The organism is Chryseobacterium sp., from assembly GCF_022712095.1.
In the GTDB taxonomy this organism is placed as follows: Bacteria; Bacteroidota; Bacteroidia; order Flavobacteriales; family Weeksellaceae; genus Chryseobacterium.
Window position 1 is genome coordinate 1 of the sequence record NZ_JALAHD010000285.1, and the last position, 17190, is coordinate 17190.

General features: G+C 35.3%; 8 protein-coding genes. 5 read left to right on the forward strand and 3 right to left on the reverse strand.

Features of this window, described 5'->3' with window-relative positions; all coding sequences use genetic code 11:
* The 5 genes from ccoO to Q0A18_RS14360 form a co-directional block, all read left to right on the forward strand.
* On the forward strand, positions 1–1072 hold a 1072-nt coding region (ccoO, locus tag Q0A18_RS14340; protein ID WP_292010843.1), incomplete at its 5' end, for a cytochrome-c oxidase, cbb3-type subunit II.
* Between the two features lie 19 nt (positions 1073–1091).
* Complete coding sequence (locus tag Q0A18_RS14345; protein WP_292010844.1) at positions 1092–1979, forward strand: cbb3-type cytochrome c oxidase N-terminal domain-containing protein; 888 nt, start codon at positions 1092–1094, stop codon at positions 1977–1979.
* A gap of 431 nt (positions 1980–2410) precedes the next feature.
* Positions 2411–7438 (forward strand): translocation/assembly module TamB domain-containing protein, encoded by a 5028-nt coding sequence (locus tag Q0A18_RS14350; RefSeq protein WP_292010845.1) that lies wholly within the window; start codon positions 2411–2413, stop codon positions 7436–7438.
* Positions 7438–9765: a BamA/TamA family outer membrane protein gene (locus tag Q0A18_RS14355; protein ID WP_292010846.1), complete on the forward strand. Its 2328-nt coding sequence runs from the start codon at positions 7438–7440 to the stop codon at positions 9763–9765. The genes Q0A18_RS14350 and Q0A18_RS14355 overlap by 1 nt, the downstream gene beginning before the upstream one ends.
* An 11-nt stretch (positions 9766–9776) precedes the next feature.
* The gene (locus Q0A18_RS14360) at positions 9777–10706 is read left to right on the forward strand and encodes a YihY/virulence factor BrkB family protein (protein ID WP_292010847.1); all 930 of its coding nucleotides are present in this window, start codon (positions 9777–9779) and stop codon (positions 10704–10706) included.
* A gap of 35 nt (positions 10707–10741) precedes the next feature.
* On the opposite strand, the gene argS is transcribed toward Q0A18_RS14360, so the two are convergent.
* The 3 genes from argS to Q0A18_RS14375 form a co-directional block, all read right to left on the reverse strand.
* Positions 10742–12502: an arginine--tRNA ligase gene (gene argS / locus Q0A18_RS14365; protein ID WP_292010848.1), complete on the reverse strand. Its 1761-nt coding sequence runs from the start codon at positions 12500–12502 to the stop codon at positions 10742–10744.
* A gap of 123 nt (positions 12503–12625) precedes the next feature.
* On the reverse strand, positions 12626–14053 hold the full coding sequence (locus tag Q0A18_RS14370) for a SusD/RagB family nutrient-binding outer membrane lipoprotein (RefSeq protein WP_292010849.1): 1428 nt from the start codon (positions 14051–14053) through the stop codon (positions 12626–12628).
* A gap of 17 nt (positions 14054–14070) precedes the next feature.
* On the reverse strand, positions 14071–17091 hold the full coding sequence (locus tag Q0A18_RS14375; protein WP_292010850.1) for a SusC/RagA family TonB-linked outer membrane protein: 3021 nt from the start codon (positions 17089–17091) through the stop codon (positions 14071–14073).
* Positions 17092–17190: the final 99 nt, after the last annotated feature.

Consider the following 17190-nt stretch of genomic DNA (forward strand, 5'->3'; position numbering starts at 1 on the left):
AGCTAACTGGCATTTCTGGTTAGGTACTTTAGGAATCATTTTCTATGCAGTTCCAATGTACATCTCAGGATTTACGCAAGGGTTAATGTGGAAACAGTTCAACCCGGACGGTACTCTATTATGGAAAAACTGGCTGGATACGGTAACTGCTGTTATTCCTTACTATAAAATGAGATTCTTAGGAGGATTATTCTATCTTGCCGGTGCTATCCTAATGGTAGTAAATGTAATCGCAACAGTAAGAAAGGGATCATTCCAGAAAGAAGTTCCTGCTGAAGCTCCTGCATTAGCTAATATAGGAAGCCAACGTAAAGAAGGAGAAGGTGTTCACCTTTGGATTGAAAGAATGCCAACTGTATTATCTGTACTAGCATTCGTAGCTATTGCAATAGGAGGACTTGTAGAAATTGTACCTACATTAACCATAAAAAGTAATCTTCCTCAGATCACAGCGGTGAAACCTTATTCACCACTTGAATTAGAAGGTAGAGACTTATATATCCGTGAAGGTTGTAACTCATGTCACTCTCAGATGGTAAGACCATTCAGAGATGAAGTTAGCAGATTCGACGGTAAAAACGGACAATATTCCAAAGCTGGAGAATTCGTATATGACAGACCATTCTTATGGGGTTCTAAAAGAACTGGTCCTGATTTACACAGACAAGGAGGAAGAAACCCGGATTCATGGCACTTTAAACATATGTATAACCCAAGAATTACTTCTGCAGGTTCTATCATGCCCCGTTTCCCATGGTTAATTACCAACAAATTGGATCGTACACAAATGGTAGATAAGATCAAGCTTATGAAGAATTCATTTGATATTCCTTATACTAAAGCTAATATAGATTCTGCTGATGCATGGGCCAATAACCAGTCCCAGGCAATTGTAAAAAGAATTTATTCTGAAGCTCCAGATGTAAAAGATCAGATGGATAAAGAAAAAGCGGCAAAAGGAACGGCCTTCATACCTCTTGAGCAAAGAGAGATCGTAGCGATGATTGCCTATTTACAAAGATTAGGAACTGATATCAAAACAACTGATATTAAAACAGCAAGCGTAGAATAATCTTAAAAACATTAGAAAGATGAAACCAAGAACACCCATTTCAGTATATATAATCCTAACTGTTGGATTAACTTTCATGGCATTCGAAATGTTTGGAGAAGACAGTAAATATCTTACTTCACCATATTTTTGGGTATTGCTGATCATTTCAACCATTCTACTCTTAATAATGAACTCCGTTGGAGATCTTGTAGAAAATCAGAAATTCAGTAAACTTACCGAAGAAGAGAAAAAACTTTATATAGAAGAGAAAAGCATACCTTATCTACAGAAGTTATGGAATTCTGCATTCAAAAAACAATCTCAGTCTGAGGAAAAAGACATCCTTATCGACCACGGATTTGACGGAATTACAGAATTAGATAACTCTTTACCAAAATGGTGGCTAGGTCTTTTCTGGTTCGGATTTATATTCTGTGCAGTATATATGGTAGCATTCGCATTAACCGATTATGCCCACCCTGAAGCTGAATATGATAAAGAAACCAAGACAATGCTTGCAGCTATCACTGAGTATGAGAAAAACGCACCTGTTATCACGTTAGAAACAGCAAAATATAGTGCGGATGATATCGCAGAAGGAGAACAGTTATTTAAAACAAACTGTGTGACATGCCACTCAGAAGCTGGCAAAGGAGGTATCGGTCCAAACCTTACAGATGGATACTGGATCAACGTAAAGGAAAAAAGTCTTTTCAAAAATGTATTCTGGATGTTGGAAAATGGTTCTCCTAATAATCCTACCATGAGACCATTTATTAAAGATGGAACCATTACAGGAAGAGACGCAGAGAAACTGGCTGCCTATGTTTATCACATCAATCAGGAAACCGCTCCTATAACTCCTGCACAGGGAGGAGCAGCTCCTCAGGGTGAAGAAACAAAATGGGAAGCCGCTAACGAATAAAGATTGACACTATTTCTTAAGTATTGCCCCCTTTTTTAAAGCTAACATAACATTTTGAATTTGATTTTCGCTGTAAAATTTTTTGATAGATGAAACACAAGGGGGCTTTTATTTTTTTTAATAATTAAAATCCAGCTTTGGCTACCTGCTTATTTATATAAAACAAAGATCATTCTCCATTGGTAATTCACTAGATTTTCTTGACACTAAACTTGTATAAATTCGCAGCAACTATTCCACTTCACTTCAACTAAACTAAATTTGATATGTAGCCAAAGTAGGATTTTCTTTTACCCTTTAAACCCTTCCATTATTTTCGGTGAGAAGGGTTTTCTTTTTGATAAAAGCTAATTATTATAAACAATTAGTTTAAAATAAAATAATTTTCATTGAAAAAGGTTTTATTATCTTTGTCTTAATAGTATCCTTATTTGAAATTGAAAATAAACAAGAAAAAAATATTTAAATGGGTGTCGATAACTATTATTTCAATAATAGTATTACTCACCCTTCTTATCCTTAGCTTAAGACTCCCGTCCGTTCAGAACTTCCTGAAAGACAAACTCATCGTATATCTTGAAAAGAAGATCAAGACCGATGTAAGCCTCGAAAGAGTATATATTGCATTTCCGAACAGTCTGGTTATGGAAAACCTCTATCTTAAAGGCCAGGATGTAGATACACTGCTTGCCGTTAAGAAATTCGATGTAGGATTGAATATGCTCAAGCTTATCAACTCCACTGCCGATATTACTTCGATAGATCTTGAAGGTGTACGGGCCAATGTAGTAAGGAAACCAGATGGAAAATTCAATTTTGATTATATTCTGGACGCATTTGCTACCAAAGATGAAGAAGAAAGCTCTTCCAAACCGTTCATAATTTCCCTTGACAAAATAAAACTCAAAGATATTGGGGTAACCTTCAATGATCAGCAGTCAAAAAATGATATCAAACTTTACTTTGCATCCCTTGATACCAGAGTAAAGACTTTTGATATGGAGAAAAACTCCTATGCTGTCAATGATATTAATCTGGACGGACTGAAATTGAAACTAAAACAGGATCTGGTAGAAGAAGTTTCTAAAAATGTGGGAGAAAAAGTGGATTCTCTTAATCAGCAAAAACCTATGCAGCTTGGCTTAAGAGGAATCAAACTTACTAATTTTGACATTGATTACGGAGATGATAATACTAAAACTTTTGCAAAAGTTACTTTTAAAGAACTGAGTACAAAGATCAATAAACTGGATCTTGAAAATAATACTTACAATATCGGAAATGTACTTCTTACAGGAGCAGACATCCATGCTAATTTATACATGCCTTCTGAAAATGCAAATCCAAAAACAACACAGCAACAGCCGGAAGTCTCCAGCGTTTCAGAAAAAAAGAAACCAATGTCCGTAATTTTAGGGAAACTGATTCTTAATGATGTAAAATTAGCGTACAACAATACAGCTGTTTCTCCCACCAAACAGGGAATGGATTTTAACCATCTTAATTTCTCCAAAATGAATCTGGAACTGAGAAGTTTTAAAATGGAGAATAACGGATATGCAGGAACTGTCAGCTCAGCGGAAATACAGGAAGCCCGTGGCCTGAATATTCAAAAATTCACCACTGATTTTGTCTATGAAGAGCAGCAGGCTTATCTTAAAAACCTTTATCTGCAGACACCAAAAACAGTATTGAGAGATGAAGTAATTGTCAACTATAATTCTATAGAACAACTCACTGAGAATCCTGGAGCTGTCAAAATATCTGCTAATATCCGTAACTCAAAAATAGGGTTCTCAGACATCCTGAATTTAGTGCCGGCTTTAAAAGATACTGCTCCTTTCAATACTTATTCGAATGCCGTATTAAATGTAGATGCAGTTGCAAAAGGCAGTGTTAATGATCTGCTTATCCAAAGCTTTAAACTTTCAGGACTGGATCAGCTAAAAGTATCTGCTTCAGGAAGAATTAAAAATGCTATGGACCCGGATCATATTTATTATGATCTGAAAATCGGAGAACTCTCCTCCTCTTCCAAAACCATTTATAATCTAGTTCCTAAAAATACCATTCCTTCCAATATTACTCTTCCTTCATTTCTAAGTATTCAGGGAACAGCTAAAGGAACAACGGAAGTGGTCAACACCAACCTCAAACTTACCTCTACTTTAGGAAATGCTTCTATTGTAGCAAATGTGGATATGCGAAGAAAAAATCATGAACTATATGATGTAAAAGCCAATTTACAGAATGTACAGGTAGGAAAACTAATCCAGAATAAGGATGTCGGATCCATTACCGCACAAATATCCGCGAAAGGAGAAAGCTTTGACTTTAAAAATGCCAGAGCTGATTTAAAAGGATACGTCAATTCAGTAACTTATAATAGTTACCGTTATCAGGACATGGATCTGGCGGGCAATATTAACCGTGGTGCTTATCATATTGTTTTAAATTCTAAAGACCCTAATGCCAATCTGAACTTAACGGCATCCGGAGTGTATGACGAAAAGAATCCAACAGTAAAACTGATTGGGAGCATTAATAAATTAGATCTGAATAAATTAGGATTTTACAGTGATCCTATGATCATTGCCGGAAATATTGACGGAGATTTCACCAACTTAGATCCTGATTATCTTAATGGTTATCTTAATCTTCAGAACTTTGCCATTTCAGATACCAAGGAAGTATTTCCTCTCCAGGAACTTAGTCTGAAAGCTGTTTCCACAGAAGAATTAAATCAAATTACCTTCAATTCTCAAATCGCAGATGTAGAATTATCAGGAAAATATAAACTTACCCAGATTTTTGGAGCTTTACAGCAAACTATCAATCAATATTATCAGTTCCAGAAACCTGATCCTAAGCAAAAAATCGATCCTAACCAACATTTTAGTTTCAATGCTAAAGTAAAGAATGATGACCTGATCCGAAAATTTGTTCCTGATCTGAAAAGCTTTGAAACCCTCAATATAAAAGGAAATTATGATGCTGACTCACAAAAAATAGAAGTAGACGGACAGATTCCACAGGTATTATATGGAACTAATACCATTGAAAATGCTTCCCTGAAAATCACAAATGAGAACCAGAAGTTACAATACAATTTAGACGTAGCAGCCCTGAAAAGTGAAAGCTTCGCTTTGAATAAAATAAACATTAATGGTGATGTAGCTGATAATACTATTAACTACAGTATTACTACCAAAGATGACAAAGACGTCACTCAATTCTTAATTGCAGGAAATGCAAAATCACTGAATGATATTACTGAAGTTTCTTTAAATCCTGATGGATTGAAATTAAATTACAGTGACTGGACGGTAGCTGAAAATAATAAAATACAAATCAGCAGTAAGGGAGTCCTTGCCGATAATTTCCGTTTGTCCAGTTCCGGAAGCGAAATTTTGTTACAATCTGAAACGAATGTTCCTAACAGTCCGCTGAATGTTTCATTAAAGGATTTTAAGATTGAGACCATCACGGAAATGATTAAAAAGGATACTCTCCTTGCCCGCGGAACTATTAATGGAACAGCTCAGATAAAGGATCTTGCCAATAATATGACATTTACATCGGATCTTAATGTATCTGATCTTTTCGTATTCGGAAGTCCTGTCGGAAATCTTGCGGTAAAAATAAATAATACTACAGCTAATCTTCTGAATGCTAATATTGCTCTTAGCGGAAATGATAATGACGTTACAGTAATTGGAGATTACAATACTTCTTCGAGCAGTTTTGACCTTAATATGGCAATCAATAAATTACAAATGAAGACTGCCCAGGGATTCTCCATGAATGCCATCAACAATACGGAAGGCTATCTGTCCGGCAACCTTAAGATAACAGGAACAGCAGATCAGCCGAGTATTTTAGGAAAAGTGAAATTCAATAATGTAGGATTACAGATCGCTCAGACAGGAAGTGATTTCAGAAATATTAATGATGAAATAGACTTTACAAGCAGAGGCATTGAATTCAACCGGTTTAAGATCAATGATAAGGACGGAAACTCGCTGGTTATCAACGGGCAGGTCCTTACACAAACATACAGGGATTATGCATTTAATCTGGATGTAAATGCCAAAGATTTTAAAGTGGTTAATTCGGAGAAATCCAATGATGCCATGATGTACGGAATTCTTTCCATTGATGCAGGTTTACATATCCGCGGAAACCTTGATCTGCCAAAAGTAGACGGAAGACTTGCCGTAGCTGACAATACAGATTTCACATTTGTTCTTCCCCAGTCCTCTCCATCTCTTCAGGAAAGAGATGGTATTGTAGAATTTATAGATCAGGACCAGATAGCCTTAAATAAAACTATTAAAGCTGACTCCATCAACACCAAAAGTAAAATTCAGGGAATGGACGTAAGCGTCAATATTGAAGTAAGCAAAGAAGCTAAAATGTCTATTGTGATTGACAAAGCCAACGGAGACTTTGTAAAACTCCAGGGCGAGGCAGAATTAACAGGAGGAATGGATGCTTCAGGAAAAATGACATTAGTAGGTGTATATGAAGTAGAAAAAGGAAGCTATGAACTATCCGTAAGTGTACTGAAAAGAAAATTTGATATCCAGAAAGGAAGTACTATTACATGGACCGGAGAGCCTACTTCAGCCATTATGGATATTACCGCCATATACAAAACTGAAACAGCTCCTATTGATTTGGTGGAACAACAGCTGGATCCATCTACAACGAATCTTTATAAACAAAAAATACCGTTCAGTACTTTACTAAAAATGAAAGGTGAACTATTGAAACCGGAAATTAGTTTTGATATTACCACAGATGAAAAAAACAGCGCTGTCTCATCTGACGTAACCTCTACTGTTAATCAGAAACTTATTCAGTTAAGGACTCAGGAATCTGAATTAAATAAACAGGTCTTCGCCTTATTATTATTAAATCGTTTCATTGGGGAAAATCCTTTCCAGAGTGAAGCCGGTGTTTCTGCTGAATCCATGGCAAGAGCAAGTGTTAGTAAACTCCTTTCACAACAGCTCAATAATCTGGCTTCAGGATTGATTAAAGGGGTTGATTTGAATTTCGGGCTTGAATCTTCCGAAGATTATTCAATGGGACAAAAAAATACAAGAACCGATTTAAATGTTGATATCAGCAAAAAACTTCTTAATGATCGTCTGAAAGTGACAGTAGGAAGTAATTTCGGATTGGAAGGAGATGCAAGGCAAAATGAAAATACTACTAATATTGCAGGAAATGTTACGGTAGACTACAGTCTTTCCAAAGATGGAAGATATATGCTGAGAGCTTATCGTAAGGATGAATATCAGGTGGCACTTCAAGGACAGATTGTTGAAACAGGAGTCGGATTTATCATTACTCTGGATTATGATGAATTCCGTGATATTTTTAAAAAATCCAAAAAAGATAAAGCCAGAAAAAAGGAGAATAAAAACAATCAAGTGGTAGAATTTAAATAATGGGAAATCAATTCAATATATATATTAAATATTTGTTAGCTTCAGTACTCGCAGCAGTTACGATTTCGTGCAGTAACACAAGATTTCTGAAGCAGGGACAGATGCTCTACGTAGGTGGAGAAGTAAAAATTGAAAGTGACAGTATTTCTAAAAGCGAGAAAAAAGAACTCGAAGCTACCTTAAAAGAAAATCTGGTACCCAAGCCTAATTCTACTTTCTTAGGTTTAAGACCAAAACTTTATTTTTATAATACAACTAAAGAACCGGAAAAAGAAAAAGGATTCCGCTATTGGAAGAAATATAAATTAGGAGAAAAACCTGTATTATTAAGTGATGTTGATCGTGAATTCAACAGAGATATTATTGTCAATTATTCTGAAAACAAAGGTTATTTCAATGCCAAGGCAACCTATGATACGGTTTCTAAAAATAAGAAAGTAAGAGTTATCTATACTTTAAAACCCGGAGCAAAATATCTCATCAGTAATGTTAAATTTCAAAAAGACTCCACTAACATTAATTCCGAAATCCAGCGTGTAGCTGATAAAACTCTTTTAAAAGCAGGAGAGCCATTCGATTTGGATGTAATTAAATCCGAAAGAGAACGTATTGATAGCGGCTTAAAAGAAAGAGGATTTTATTATTTCCATGCAGATAATATCATTGTACAGGCAGACAGTACGATCAGTAAAAATCATAAGGTAGAGCTCAATGTAAAATTAAAAGATGATACACCTGATCTTGCCACTCAGCAATTCAGCATTGATAAAGTAATAGTGTTCCCCACCTACAACCTTCAGGATGTAAAACAAGGAAAATATAACGTTCCTATGAACCCGGACTCTTTATCACAATATGCCTATAACAACATTTATGTTATCGATCCACAGCATAAATTCAAACCAAAAATTTTTGACAGAGCATTATATTTCAAACAGGGAGATCTATATAACCGTACCAATCATAATCTTTCTCTAAACCGTCTGATCAATTTGGGGGTTTTCAAATTTGTAAAAAATGAATTTGTAGTTTCGGATTCTTTACAAAACAAATTTGACACTTACTATTTACTGACCCCGAGAGAAATGCAGTCCCTTCGTCTGGAAGCGTTGGGAAGAACGAATTCCGCCAGCTATGCAGGTAGTGAATTAAATTTAAACTGGACCCACCGTAATTTTTTCCATGGTGCAGAACAATTCAAAGCAGCTATCTATGGTGCTTTTGATGTACAGATGGGCGGCTCGTCTGATGCTAAAAATATGTACCGTGCAGGTGCCAATGTTCAACTTTCCATTCCAAGAATCGTTGCTCCTTTCCGTTTTCATTCTTCCAGTGCTTTTGTACCCAGAACCAATATAACTTTAGGATACGAATTTCAAAACCGTACGCAATATTATACACTTAACAACTTTACGGCTTCTTTCGGGTATGTCTGGAAGGAAAATGCAAAAAAAGAACATGATCTGAAAGTATTAGACGTTACCCTAGTTTCACCCGCACATGTAACCGAGTTATATGAGCAAGAAAGTTCTACCAGTCCTTCTCTACAAAGAGCCGTTCAAAAACAGCTTATTTTTGGTCCTACTTATTCTTATACTTATACGAATACGATGCTGCCAAAGACCAATACTATTTATTATAAAGGTACACTTGACCTGGCAGGAACAATTACCGGCTTGGCAACAGGTGCGGATGCAAAAAAAGATAAGCAGAAAAATATATTCGGAGTTCCGTTCAGCCAATATGCGAAAATCGAAAATGATTTCAGATTCTATCATAAGTTTTCAGAAAAAAGTAATTTTGCCTCAAGAATTATTGCAGGAGTTGCCTACCCATATGGAAATTCAACCGAAATTCCTTTTTCCCGCCAGTTTTTCGTAGGGGGAAGTAACAGCATCAGGGCATTCAGAGCAAGAAGTCTGGGGCCCGGAAGCTTTGACCCTAGAAGTCTGAATCCCAATTTTGCTTTTGATCAGTCCGGAGATATTAAACTGGAAATGAATGCGGAATACCGTGCTAATCTTTATAAATTTTTAAATGTTGCCGTTTTTGCAGATGCAGGAAATGTATGGTTAATCAACGAGGATAGCGACAGGCCGGGTGGTAAATTTTCCAAAGATTTTTTAAATGAAATTGCAGTGGGTGCCGGATTTGGTCTAAGACTTGATTTCTCTATTCTGGTTTTAAGGTTAGATTTAGCAATGCCTCTTCGTATTCCTTATTATGATAAGGGAGATCGATGGACATTTGACCGAATTAATTTTGGAGACAGAAGCTGGAGAAAAGATAATCTGATCTTAAATATCGCCATTGGATATCCATTCTAAAATTATAATACATGGTAACAAGAACTAAATTTTTCTGGGAAGTTTTAAAGGAAACCTTTGCGGAATGGAATAGTTCTTCTGCATCAAAGGATTCAGCAAGTTTAGCCTATTATGCTATTTTTTCTATTCCCGGATTATTAATTATCATTATTTGGATTGCGGGTAATTTCTTTGGAGAAGAAGCAATTAGAGGAGAAATCAGCCATCAGATCAGTGGGCTTATGGGTAATGATGCAGCTAAAAGTATTGAAAATATAATCGCAGGTGCATTGATTGATAAGCAAAATATCATTATGAAAATTGTAGGAGTCGGTTCATTGGTTTTTGGATCCACTACTTTATTCTTCCAATTACAACATTCATTAAATACACTTTGGGACATAGAGTCTGCACCCAAAAAAGCATTAGTTAAATTTCTTGTCGACAGAGCCAATTCTTTAGGTATGATTCTTATTCTAGGTTTCCTACTGATGATTACAATGGTTTTATCATCCCTCATCAGTGTTTTCAACAGATTAATCACTCAATATTTTGGACTGGAGACTTATATGTTAGTAGAATTGGTAAATTTTGGAATTGGGTTTGGATTGGTTATGTTGCTTTTTGCATTCATGTTTAAATTTCTTCCTGATGTGGAAATAAGCTGGAAACCTATTTGGAAAGGAGCTTTCCTTACAACTCTTTTATTTACGCTCGGAAAATTTTTACTGAGCCTTTATTTCGGAACGGCAAAACCTACTTCTGCTTTTGGAACAGCAGGAACAGTGATCCTGATTATGATGTGGATTAATTATTCCTGTATGCTAATATTTTTCGGAGCTGAATTCACAAAGGTTTACACTTATAAAAAAGGATATAAGATTGTCCCTTCCAAACATGCTAAATGGAGTAAAGCTAAATTATATGCAGATAGCCATAAGGATGAAAATTCTCAACGATAATAATAAAAAAGCCTCTTTTTAAGAGGCTTTTTTTATTACATTCTATTTACAGTTCCTATTCCTAACAATTCTAAAGATTTTTTAATCGTCTTAGCTGTTAAATCCGATAGGTTTAAACGAAACTGTTTTATATTTTCATTTTCCTGATTTAAAATCGGATTATTCTGATAAAAAGAATTATATGATTTCACTAAATCATACACATAATTGGCAAGCAATGCAGGGCTTAATGTTTCTGCCGCTTTTTCCACTATCGCTTTATAATTGGTAAGCTGAATGATAAGTTCTTTTTCAAATTCATTCAATTCTACATCTGCAGTTTCTTTTTGAGTATAATTAGCTTTGGTTAATAAAGAATGAATACGTGCATAGGTATACTGAATAAACGGACCTGTATTTCCATTAAAATCTATGCTTTCAGCAGGATTAAATAACATTTTCTTTTTAGGATCCACTTTAAGCATGAAATATTTTAAAGCACCCAAGCCTACTGTTTCATAAGACGCTTCCCGATCTTCTTCTGACAGGTTTTCCAATTTTCCTAATTCCTGAGCTTTTGCTTTAGCCGTTTCATACATTTCCTGCATCAAATCATCAGCGTCAACCACAGTACCTTCTCGGGATTTCATTTTTCCTTCCGGTAACTCTACCATTCCATAAGATAAGTGGTAAAGCTGATCTGCCCATGAATATCCCAGTTTTTTCAATATTTTAAATAAAACCTGAAAATGATAATCCTGTTCATTCCCAACGGTATAGATCAGTTTTTTAATATCATTCTGCTTGAAACGTTCTACTGCTGTTCCTAAGTCCTGAGTCATATAAACCGAGGTACCATCAGAACGTAATAAGAGCTTTTGATCCAACCCCTCATCTGTAAGATCACACCAGACGGAACCATCTTCTTTCTGATAAAGCACCCCTTTCTCCAATCCCTCATGAATAAGATCTTTTCCCAAAATGTAGGTATTACTTTCATACTGTATCTGATCAAAGTCGACTCCTAATCTTTTATAGGTTTCGTTAAATCCTTTATACACCCAGGAATTCATTTCTTTCCAAAGCTCACGGACTTTTTCATCTCCCTTTTCCCAATCCAGCAACATTTTTTGTGCTTCCTGAATAATAGGTGCATCTTTTTTAGCCTGAGCTTCTTCTACTCCTTGCCCTACCAACTCCGCAATTTCTTTTTTATAATTTTTGTCAAATTCCACATAATAGTTTCCAACAAACTTATCTCCTTTCGTATTGGTAGTTTCGGGCGTTTCTCCATGTCCGAATTTTTCCCACGCCAACATAGATTTACAGATATGGATTCCTCTGTCATTAATAATCTGTGTCTTTATAACCTCATAACCTGCTTCTTTAAGAATCTGAGCTACAGAAAAACCTAACAGATTATTTCTAATATGCCCTAAATGCAATGGTTTATTAGTATTTGGAGAGGAATATTCTACCATTACAGTAGCATTTTTCTTTTCAATCGTCGAAAAATTATCCGCTATCGATTTGAAATTATCAATAAAGAACTGATTCTTGATTTTAATATTAAGAAAGCCTTTGATCACATTAAAACTTTCCAAAAGTTCAGTATCTGCTGTCAAAGCTTCTCCCAATTCTACACCTATACTTTCAGGATTTTTCTTTAACTGTTTTACCAAAGGAAATGTAACAATAGTAAAGTCACCTTCATATTCAGTCTTATTTTCCTGTATTTCCAGTTTTATATCTTTTAGCTGATATATGTTTAAAATAACTTCCGAAAGCTTTTCTTCTATTATATCTTTTATATTCATGTGTCTATATTCGTTTTTTAGAAGGTTTATTTATAATAACCTGTTAAAATTCTGAAGTACAAATATACGGAAATAACAAAACCGCCCGAAGGCGGTTTCCATCTTAAATATATTTTGGTATTGTTAATTTACATCCCAGAATAATTTTGTAGTAGCCTGATCTCCACCGATTGCATTGGCGGCAGCATTTACATTGGCTCCGTTTAGTACGTATTCCTGATCTGAATAAGGCATTCTGTATGGTACAGAAGACAAATTGGATGTTGAAGGATTCACAAGAGTTGGTCTATCCAGACGTCTTGTAAAGTTCCAAGATGCAAAGCCTCTGTTAAACATAGCAATCCAAGCCTGCACACCGATTGAAGTTTTCCAATCTGATGCATTATAAGGATTCGCAGCCAGATAAGTCGCTGTATTAGCCGCACTTACTCCATTCTCATTCATAGAAGCGGTTACAGCTGCATTGTATAAGTTAGATGCAGTATCACCTACTGAATAACCTCTTGCAGCGGCTTCAGCTTGTAAGAAAAGAACTTCAGCATAGCTTAATAAATTAGAAGCAGTTTTCGAATCTCTGAAATAGCTACTTAATTGAGAATAATTTGTATATGGATTATTGAAATCTCCAAAAACACCACCTTTATAAATTCCGTTTACCTTTGTAAACCAAACTTCCATCCTTGGATCAGAAAGTCCCTGCATAGTATTAATAACTAATTCACTCGGAACGAAATCATTTCTATTTGAAGCTACCAAGTTATCAAATACAGGATTAGTAAAAGTGCCCCCGTCATAAGCAAATTTATAAGCTTCAGTATCTGAAGATATAACTCCACCATTTATAGCTGCTTCTGCTGTAGATTTAGAAAGAGCAGGATCTACATCTGCTAAATTCATAGCAAGACGTAATTTAATGGAGTTCGCAAATTTCACCCATTTTGTCATATCTCCCTGATATACCAAATCTCCACTAGAATAGCTATCAGCCGAAGCATCTACCGTTTGAACCACGTTATCTATTCTATTGATTAAGTCTAAATAGATTGTTTTAGCATCATCATATTTAGGCAAAAGAGTTTGATCTACACTTAGAGCTTCAGAGTAAGGGATATTCCCATAAGTATCTACTAAATTTTCCCATACAAATATCTGTTCAATTTCCAGTATTGCTAATTTATTAGCTTTAACATTAGCATCATTCGCTTCATTTGCTAGAAAAGTTTTAGCTTGTTGTAAGTTATTCAAAGAATACACATACATTCTATTAAAATGATTACGGGGCTGATTACGTGTTACTAAATCATACTGAGTTTCCTGACGATATTGAGTTTCCGCCCACTGCTGGGTAAAGAATCTATAATTATTGAAATTTACACTCGGATTATCCATATAATATGATGACTGATATAATGCAGTCGCCAATAAATTTTCGGAAGGAACTACCGAAGGGTGTTTAGGATCATCATTAAGTGAAGTTAAATCACTCTGACATGACACAAATCCTAAACTTACAGATATAGATAGTATACAGACTTTTATTGCTTTTTTCATTTTTTCAAGTAATTAATTTAGAATTTAAATGTTACATTAACACCAACATCTCTTGTTGTAGGTAAAGATCCAATTGACCATCCATAGGAATAAATTCCTCCACCAGTCATTGCTTCAGGATCTGCATAAGGTAAATTTTTATGGATGATCCATAAGTTTCTACCTACAATTGAAACTTTAAAATCATGAATCGTGGTTCCTGCAACTGAGAATGTTTTTGGGAAGGTGTATCCTATACTTGCCTCTCTTAATTTCACATAAGAACCATCATACACAAATTCCTTGGCAGGTTGAGTTTCGTAACCATAATTGCTTCCAGTAGCATATTGAGATAAAGCGATATTATTTGGAGTACCATCAGGCAATACACCAGGAAGGATTACATCCTGATCTCTATAACTTCCTATAGCTGTTTCTTTATATAAACCTGTATCCATACCATAGTACATATCCGTAGAGAATACATCTCCACCTTTACGTATATCAATTAAGAAACTTAAAGTAAATCCTTTATAGTTGAAACTATTTCTTATACCACCGATCCAATCCGGTGTTGTGTTGCCAATGATTTGATTAGACTTGGTTTGATAAATTCCTGTATCCGGATCAATCACTCTCTGTCCATTCAAGTAAACATAATCAGAACCAACAAGAGTTCCCCATGCTTCACCCACTCTTGCATTTAAAGAAACACCTCCCTGGAAACTATTTAATAAATAATTGTTAACTCCTGCAGCAAGTGATTTTACTTCGTTGGTATTTTTTGACCAGTTAACATCCATATTCCAAGTAAAGTCTTTAGACTTGATAGGGACAATTCCTAACGCTACTTCATATCCTGTGTTATCTATTCTACCTGCATTAATCATCTGACCAGTATATCCTGTTCCGGAAGATACTGCCAGGTTAAGGATTTGATTAATTGTCTTAGTCTTATAATATGCAAAATCAACTGTTAATCTATCTCTGAAAAAATGAGCTTCAGTACCTACTTCAAATTCTTTAGATCTTTGAGGTTTTAAGTTTTTCTCGGCATTAGTCAAAATAGTATTATAGATTGCAGTACTGCCACTAAAAATTCCTGCTGTAGAATAATAGTTTGCAAGCTGATAAGGATCAGCCGTTCCACCTACTTCAGCATAGTTTGCTCTTATTTTCCAGAAATTCATCCAATTTTTAGTATTCAAAATTTCAGAAAGTATCAAAGACCCTGTTAAGGACGGATAATTATAAACATTTTGTCCTGATGCTAAAGTAGAACTTTGATCCACCCTCCAGGTAGCATCTAAATAGAATTTTTTATAAAAGTCAAATGAAGCTGTCACATATCCGGAGTTCGTTTGAGTTGTCCATTCTGTCTCCTGAGGTGCTAAAACTGCTCCTTTTGAATTTGATAAAGCATAAACACCTGGTACATTTAAGCCTCCTTCTGTAGAAGCATACATTGAGCTATAAAAATTCCTTCTGATATTACCTCCTAAAACCCCGGAAACATTAATGTCATCTGTAATATCAAACTTATAATTAACCATTAAATCATAGTTGGTTTCAGTTCTTAAGACATTTCTTTTAGCATATCCTGAAGAAACATCTTTACCTGACGCACCAAAAGCCTGGGCAATAGACCCCATAGCTAATCTGTTTTCTACAGTTAAATCAGAACGGTCATAAGAGACTTTACCCATTACTGAAACATTTTTCAATAAATCATAAGTCAATTGTGCATATGTAAAATTTCTAAATCTTTTATCAGATGTATAGTTTTCATAAGCTTGGAAATAAGGATTATTCCAATAAGCAGCATCTCCGTTTGTAGCTGATTTTCTATTCCATGAAACATTTCCATAGTTATTAGCAGAGCTTGCATTCGCTGCATTCTGGAAATAGGATTGTTCTAAAGCTTTAACATCTACGTTGGTTTGCCACCATTGTCTAAATCCTGAAACGGTATTATCAGAATACCCTGTTACACTACGTCCTTTAGTATCCTGTAATGTTAAAGTAGAATAGAAAGACGAGTGTAATTTAGGATTGAAATCATAATTTACCTTTAAAGAGAAATTATTCTTATTAATATGGGAATTAGGCATTAGACCATCAGCCATCATATTATCATAAGTAAAACTAATATTCTGTCCCTTCTGTCCTTTTTCCAGAGTCACACTATTGGTATAAGTCGCAGGATTATTAAAGAATGTAATTGGTCCATTTTTTGCAGCTACCCAAGGTGTCGCTTTTCCATAATTAGGAGAAGTTGGATCAAATGAGTCCCATTGATACACTAATAAATTAGGATCAAATTTTGGTCCCCAAGAAGCATCATCCCCAAAATTAGCATAGTTGATACCATCTGCTGCTTGGGAAGAAAAATCTTGCTGATATCCTGCCCCGTATCTCGTCTGATATTCCGGGAATGTAGATTTGTCTATAAATCCAACCTGTACAGATGAAGATAAGGTAACTCCCCAGGAGCCATCATCTTTTCCTTTACCATTTTTAGTAGTAATTACAATTACTCCATTCAGCCCCCTTTCCCCATAAAGTGCCGAGGCGGCAGCACCCTTTAGAACGTTAATCGACTCTATATCTTCCTGATTAATATCTGATAATGCATTACCATAATCCACTAATCCAGCTGAAGTAGATCCGGCACCTGCCTGAGTCATCGTATTATTCACCGGAGATCCATCAATAACTATTAACGGGTTTCCACCACCTAACGACTTAACCCCCCGGATCAACAAATTCGCAGATCCTCCAAAGTTATTATTTGTAGTAACATTAAGTCCTGCTACTTTACCGGAAAGCTGAGATGCAATGTTTCCTGTATTTGTCGTTCCATCAGATAGAGCGCTTGCTTTTATTTCCTGAGAAGCATAACCCAATGATTTTTTCTCTCTTTTAATACCTAGCGCAGTTACTACTACACCTTCAATGTCTTGTGTCTTTACAGAATCTTTCTTCTTTTGTTGTGCATTCACAACTGCTATAGAAGAAGATAATACCAACACAAGTACTCCCGTTGTTAGTTTCTTCATATCAAATTTTAATTTTTATAGAGCCGCTACAAATTTGTAAAACTTTATTAAAAACACAAAGTAAAATCTTAAAAAACTGTCATTAATTCAATAATGAAC

Bases quoted from the DNA above. Each gene is read 5' to 3' on its own strand.
- Q0A18_RS14370 (WP_292010849.1), bottom strand. From the start codon at position 14,053: ATGAAAAAAGCAATAAAAGTCTGTATACTATCTATATCTGTAAGTTTA.
- Q0A18_RS14360 (WP_292010847.1), top strand. From the start codon at position 9,777: ATGGTAACAAGAACTAAATTTTTCTGGGAAGTTTTAAAGGAAACCTTT.
- Q0A18_RS14355 (WP_292010846.1), top strand. From the start codon at position 7,438: ATGGGAAATCAATTCAATATATATATTAAATATTTGTTAGCTTCAGTA.
- argS (WP_292010848.1), bottom strand. From the start codon at position 12,502: ATGAATATAAAAGATATAATAGAAGAAAAGCTTTCGGAAGTTATTTTA.
- Q0A18_RS14375 (WP_292010850.1), bottom strand. From the start codon at position 17,091: ATGAAGAAACTAACAACGGGAGTACTTGTGTTGGTATTATCTTCTTCT.
- Q0A18_RS14345 (WP_292010844.1), top strand. From the start codon at position 1,092: ATGAAACCAAGAACACCCATTTCAGTATATATAATCCTAACTGTTGGA.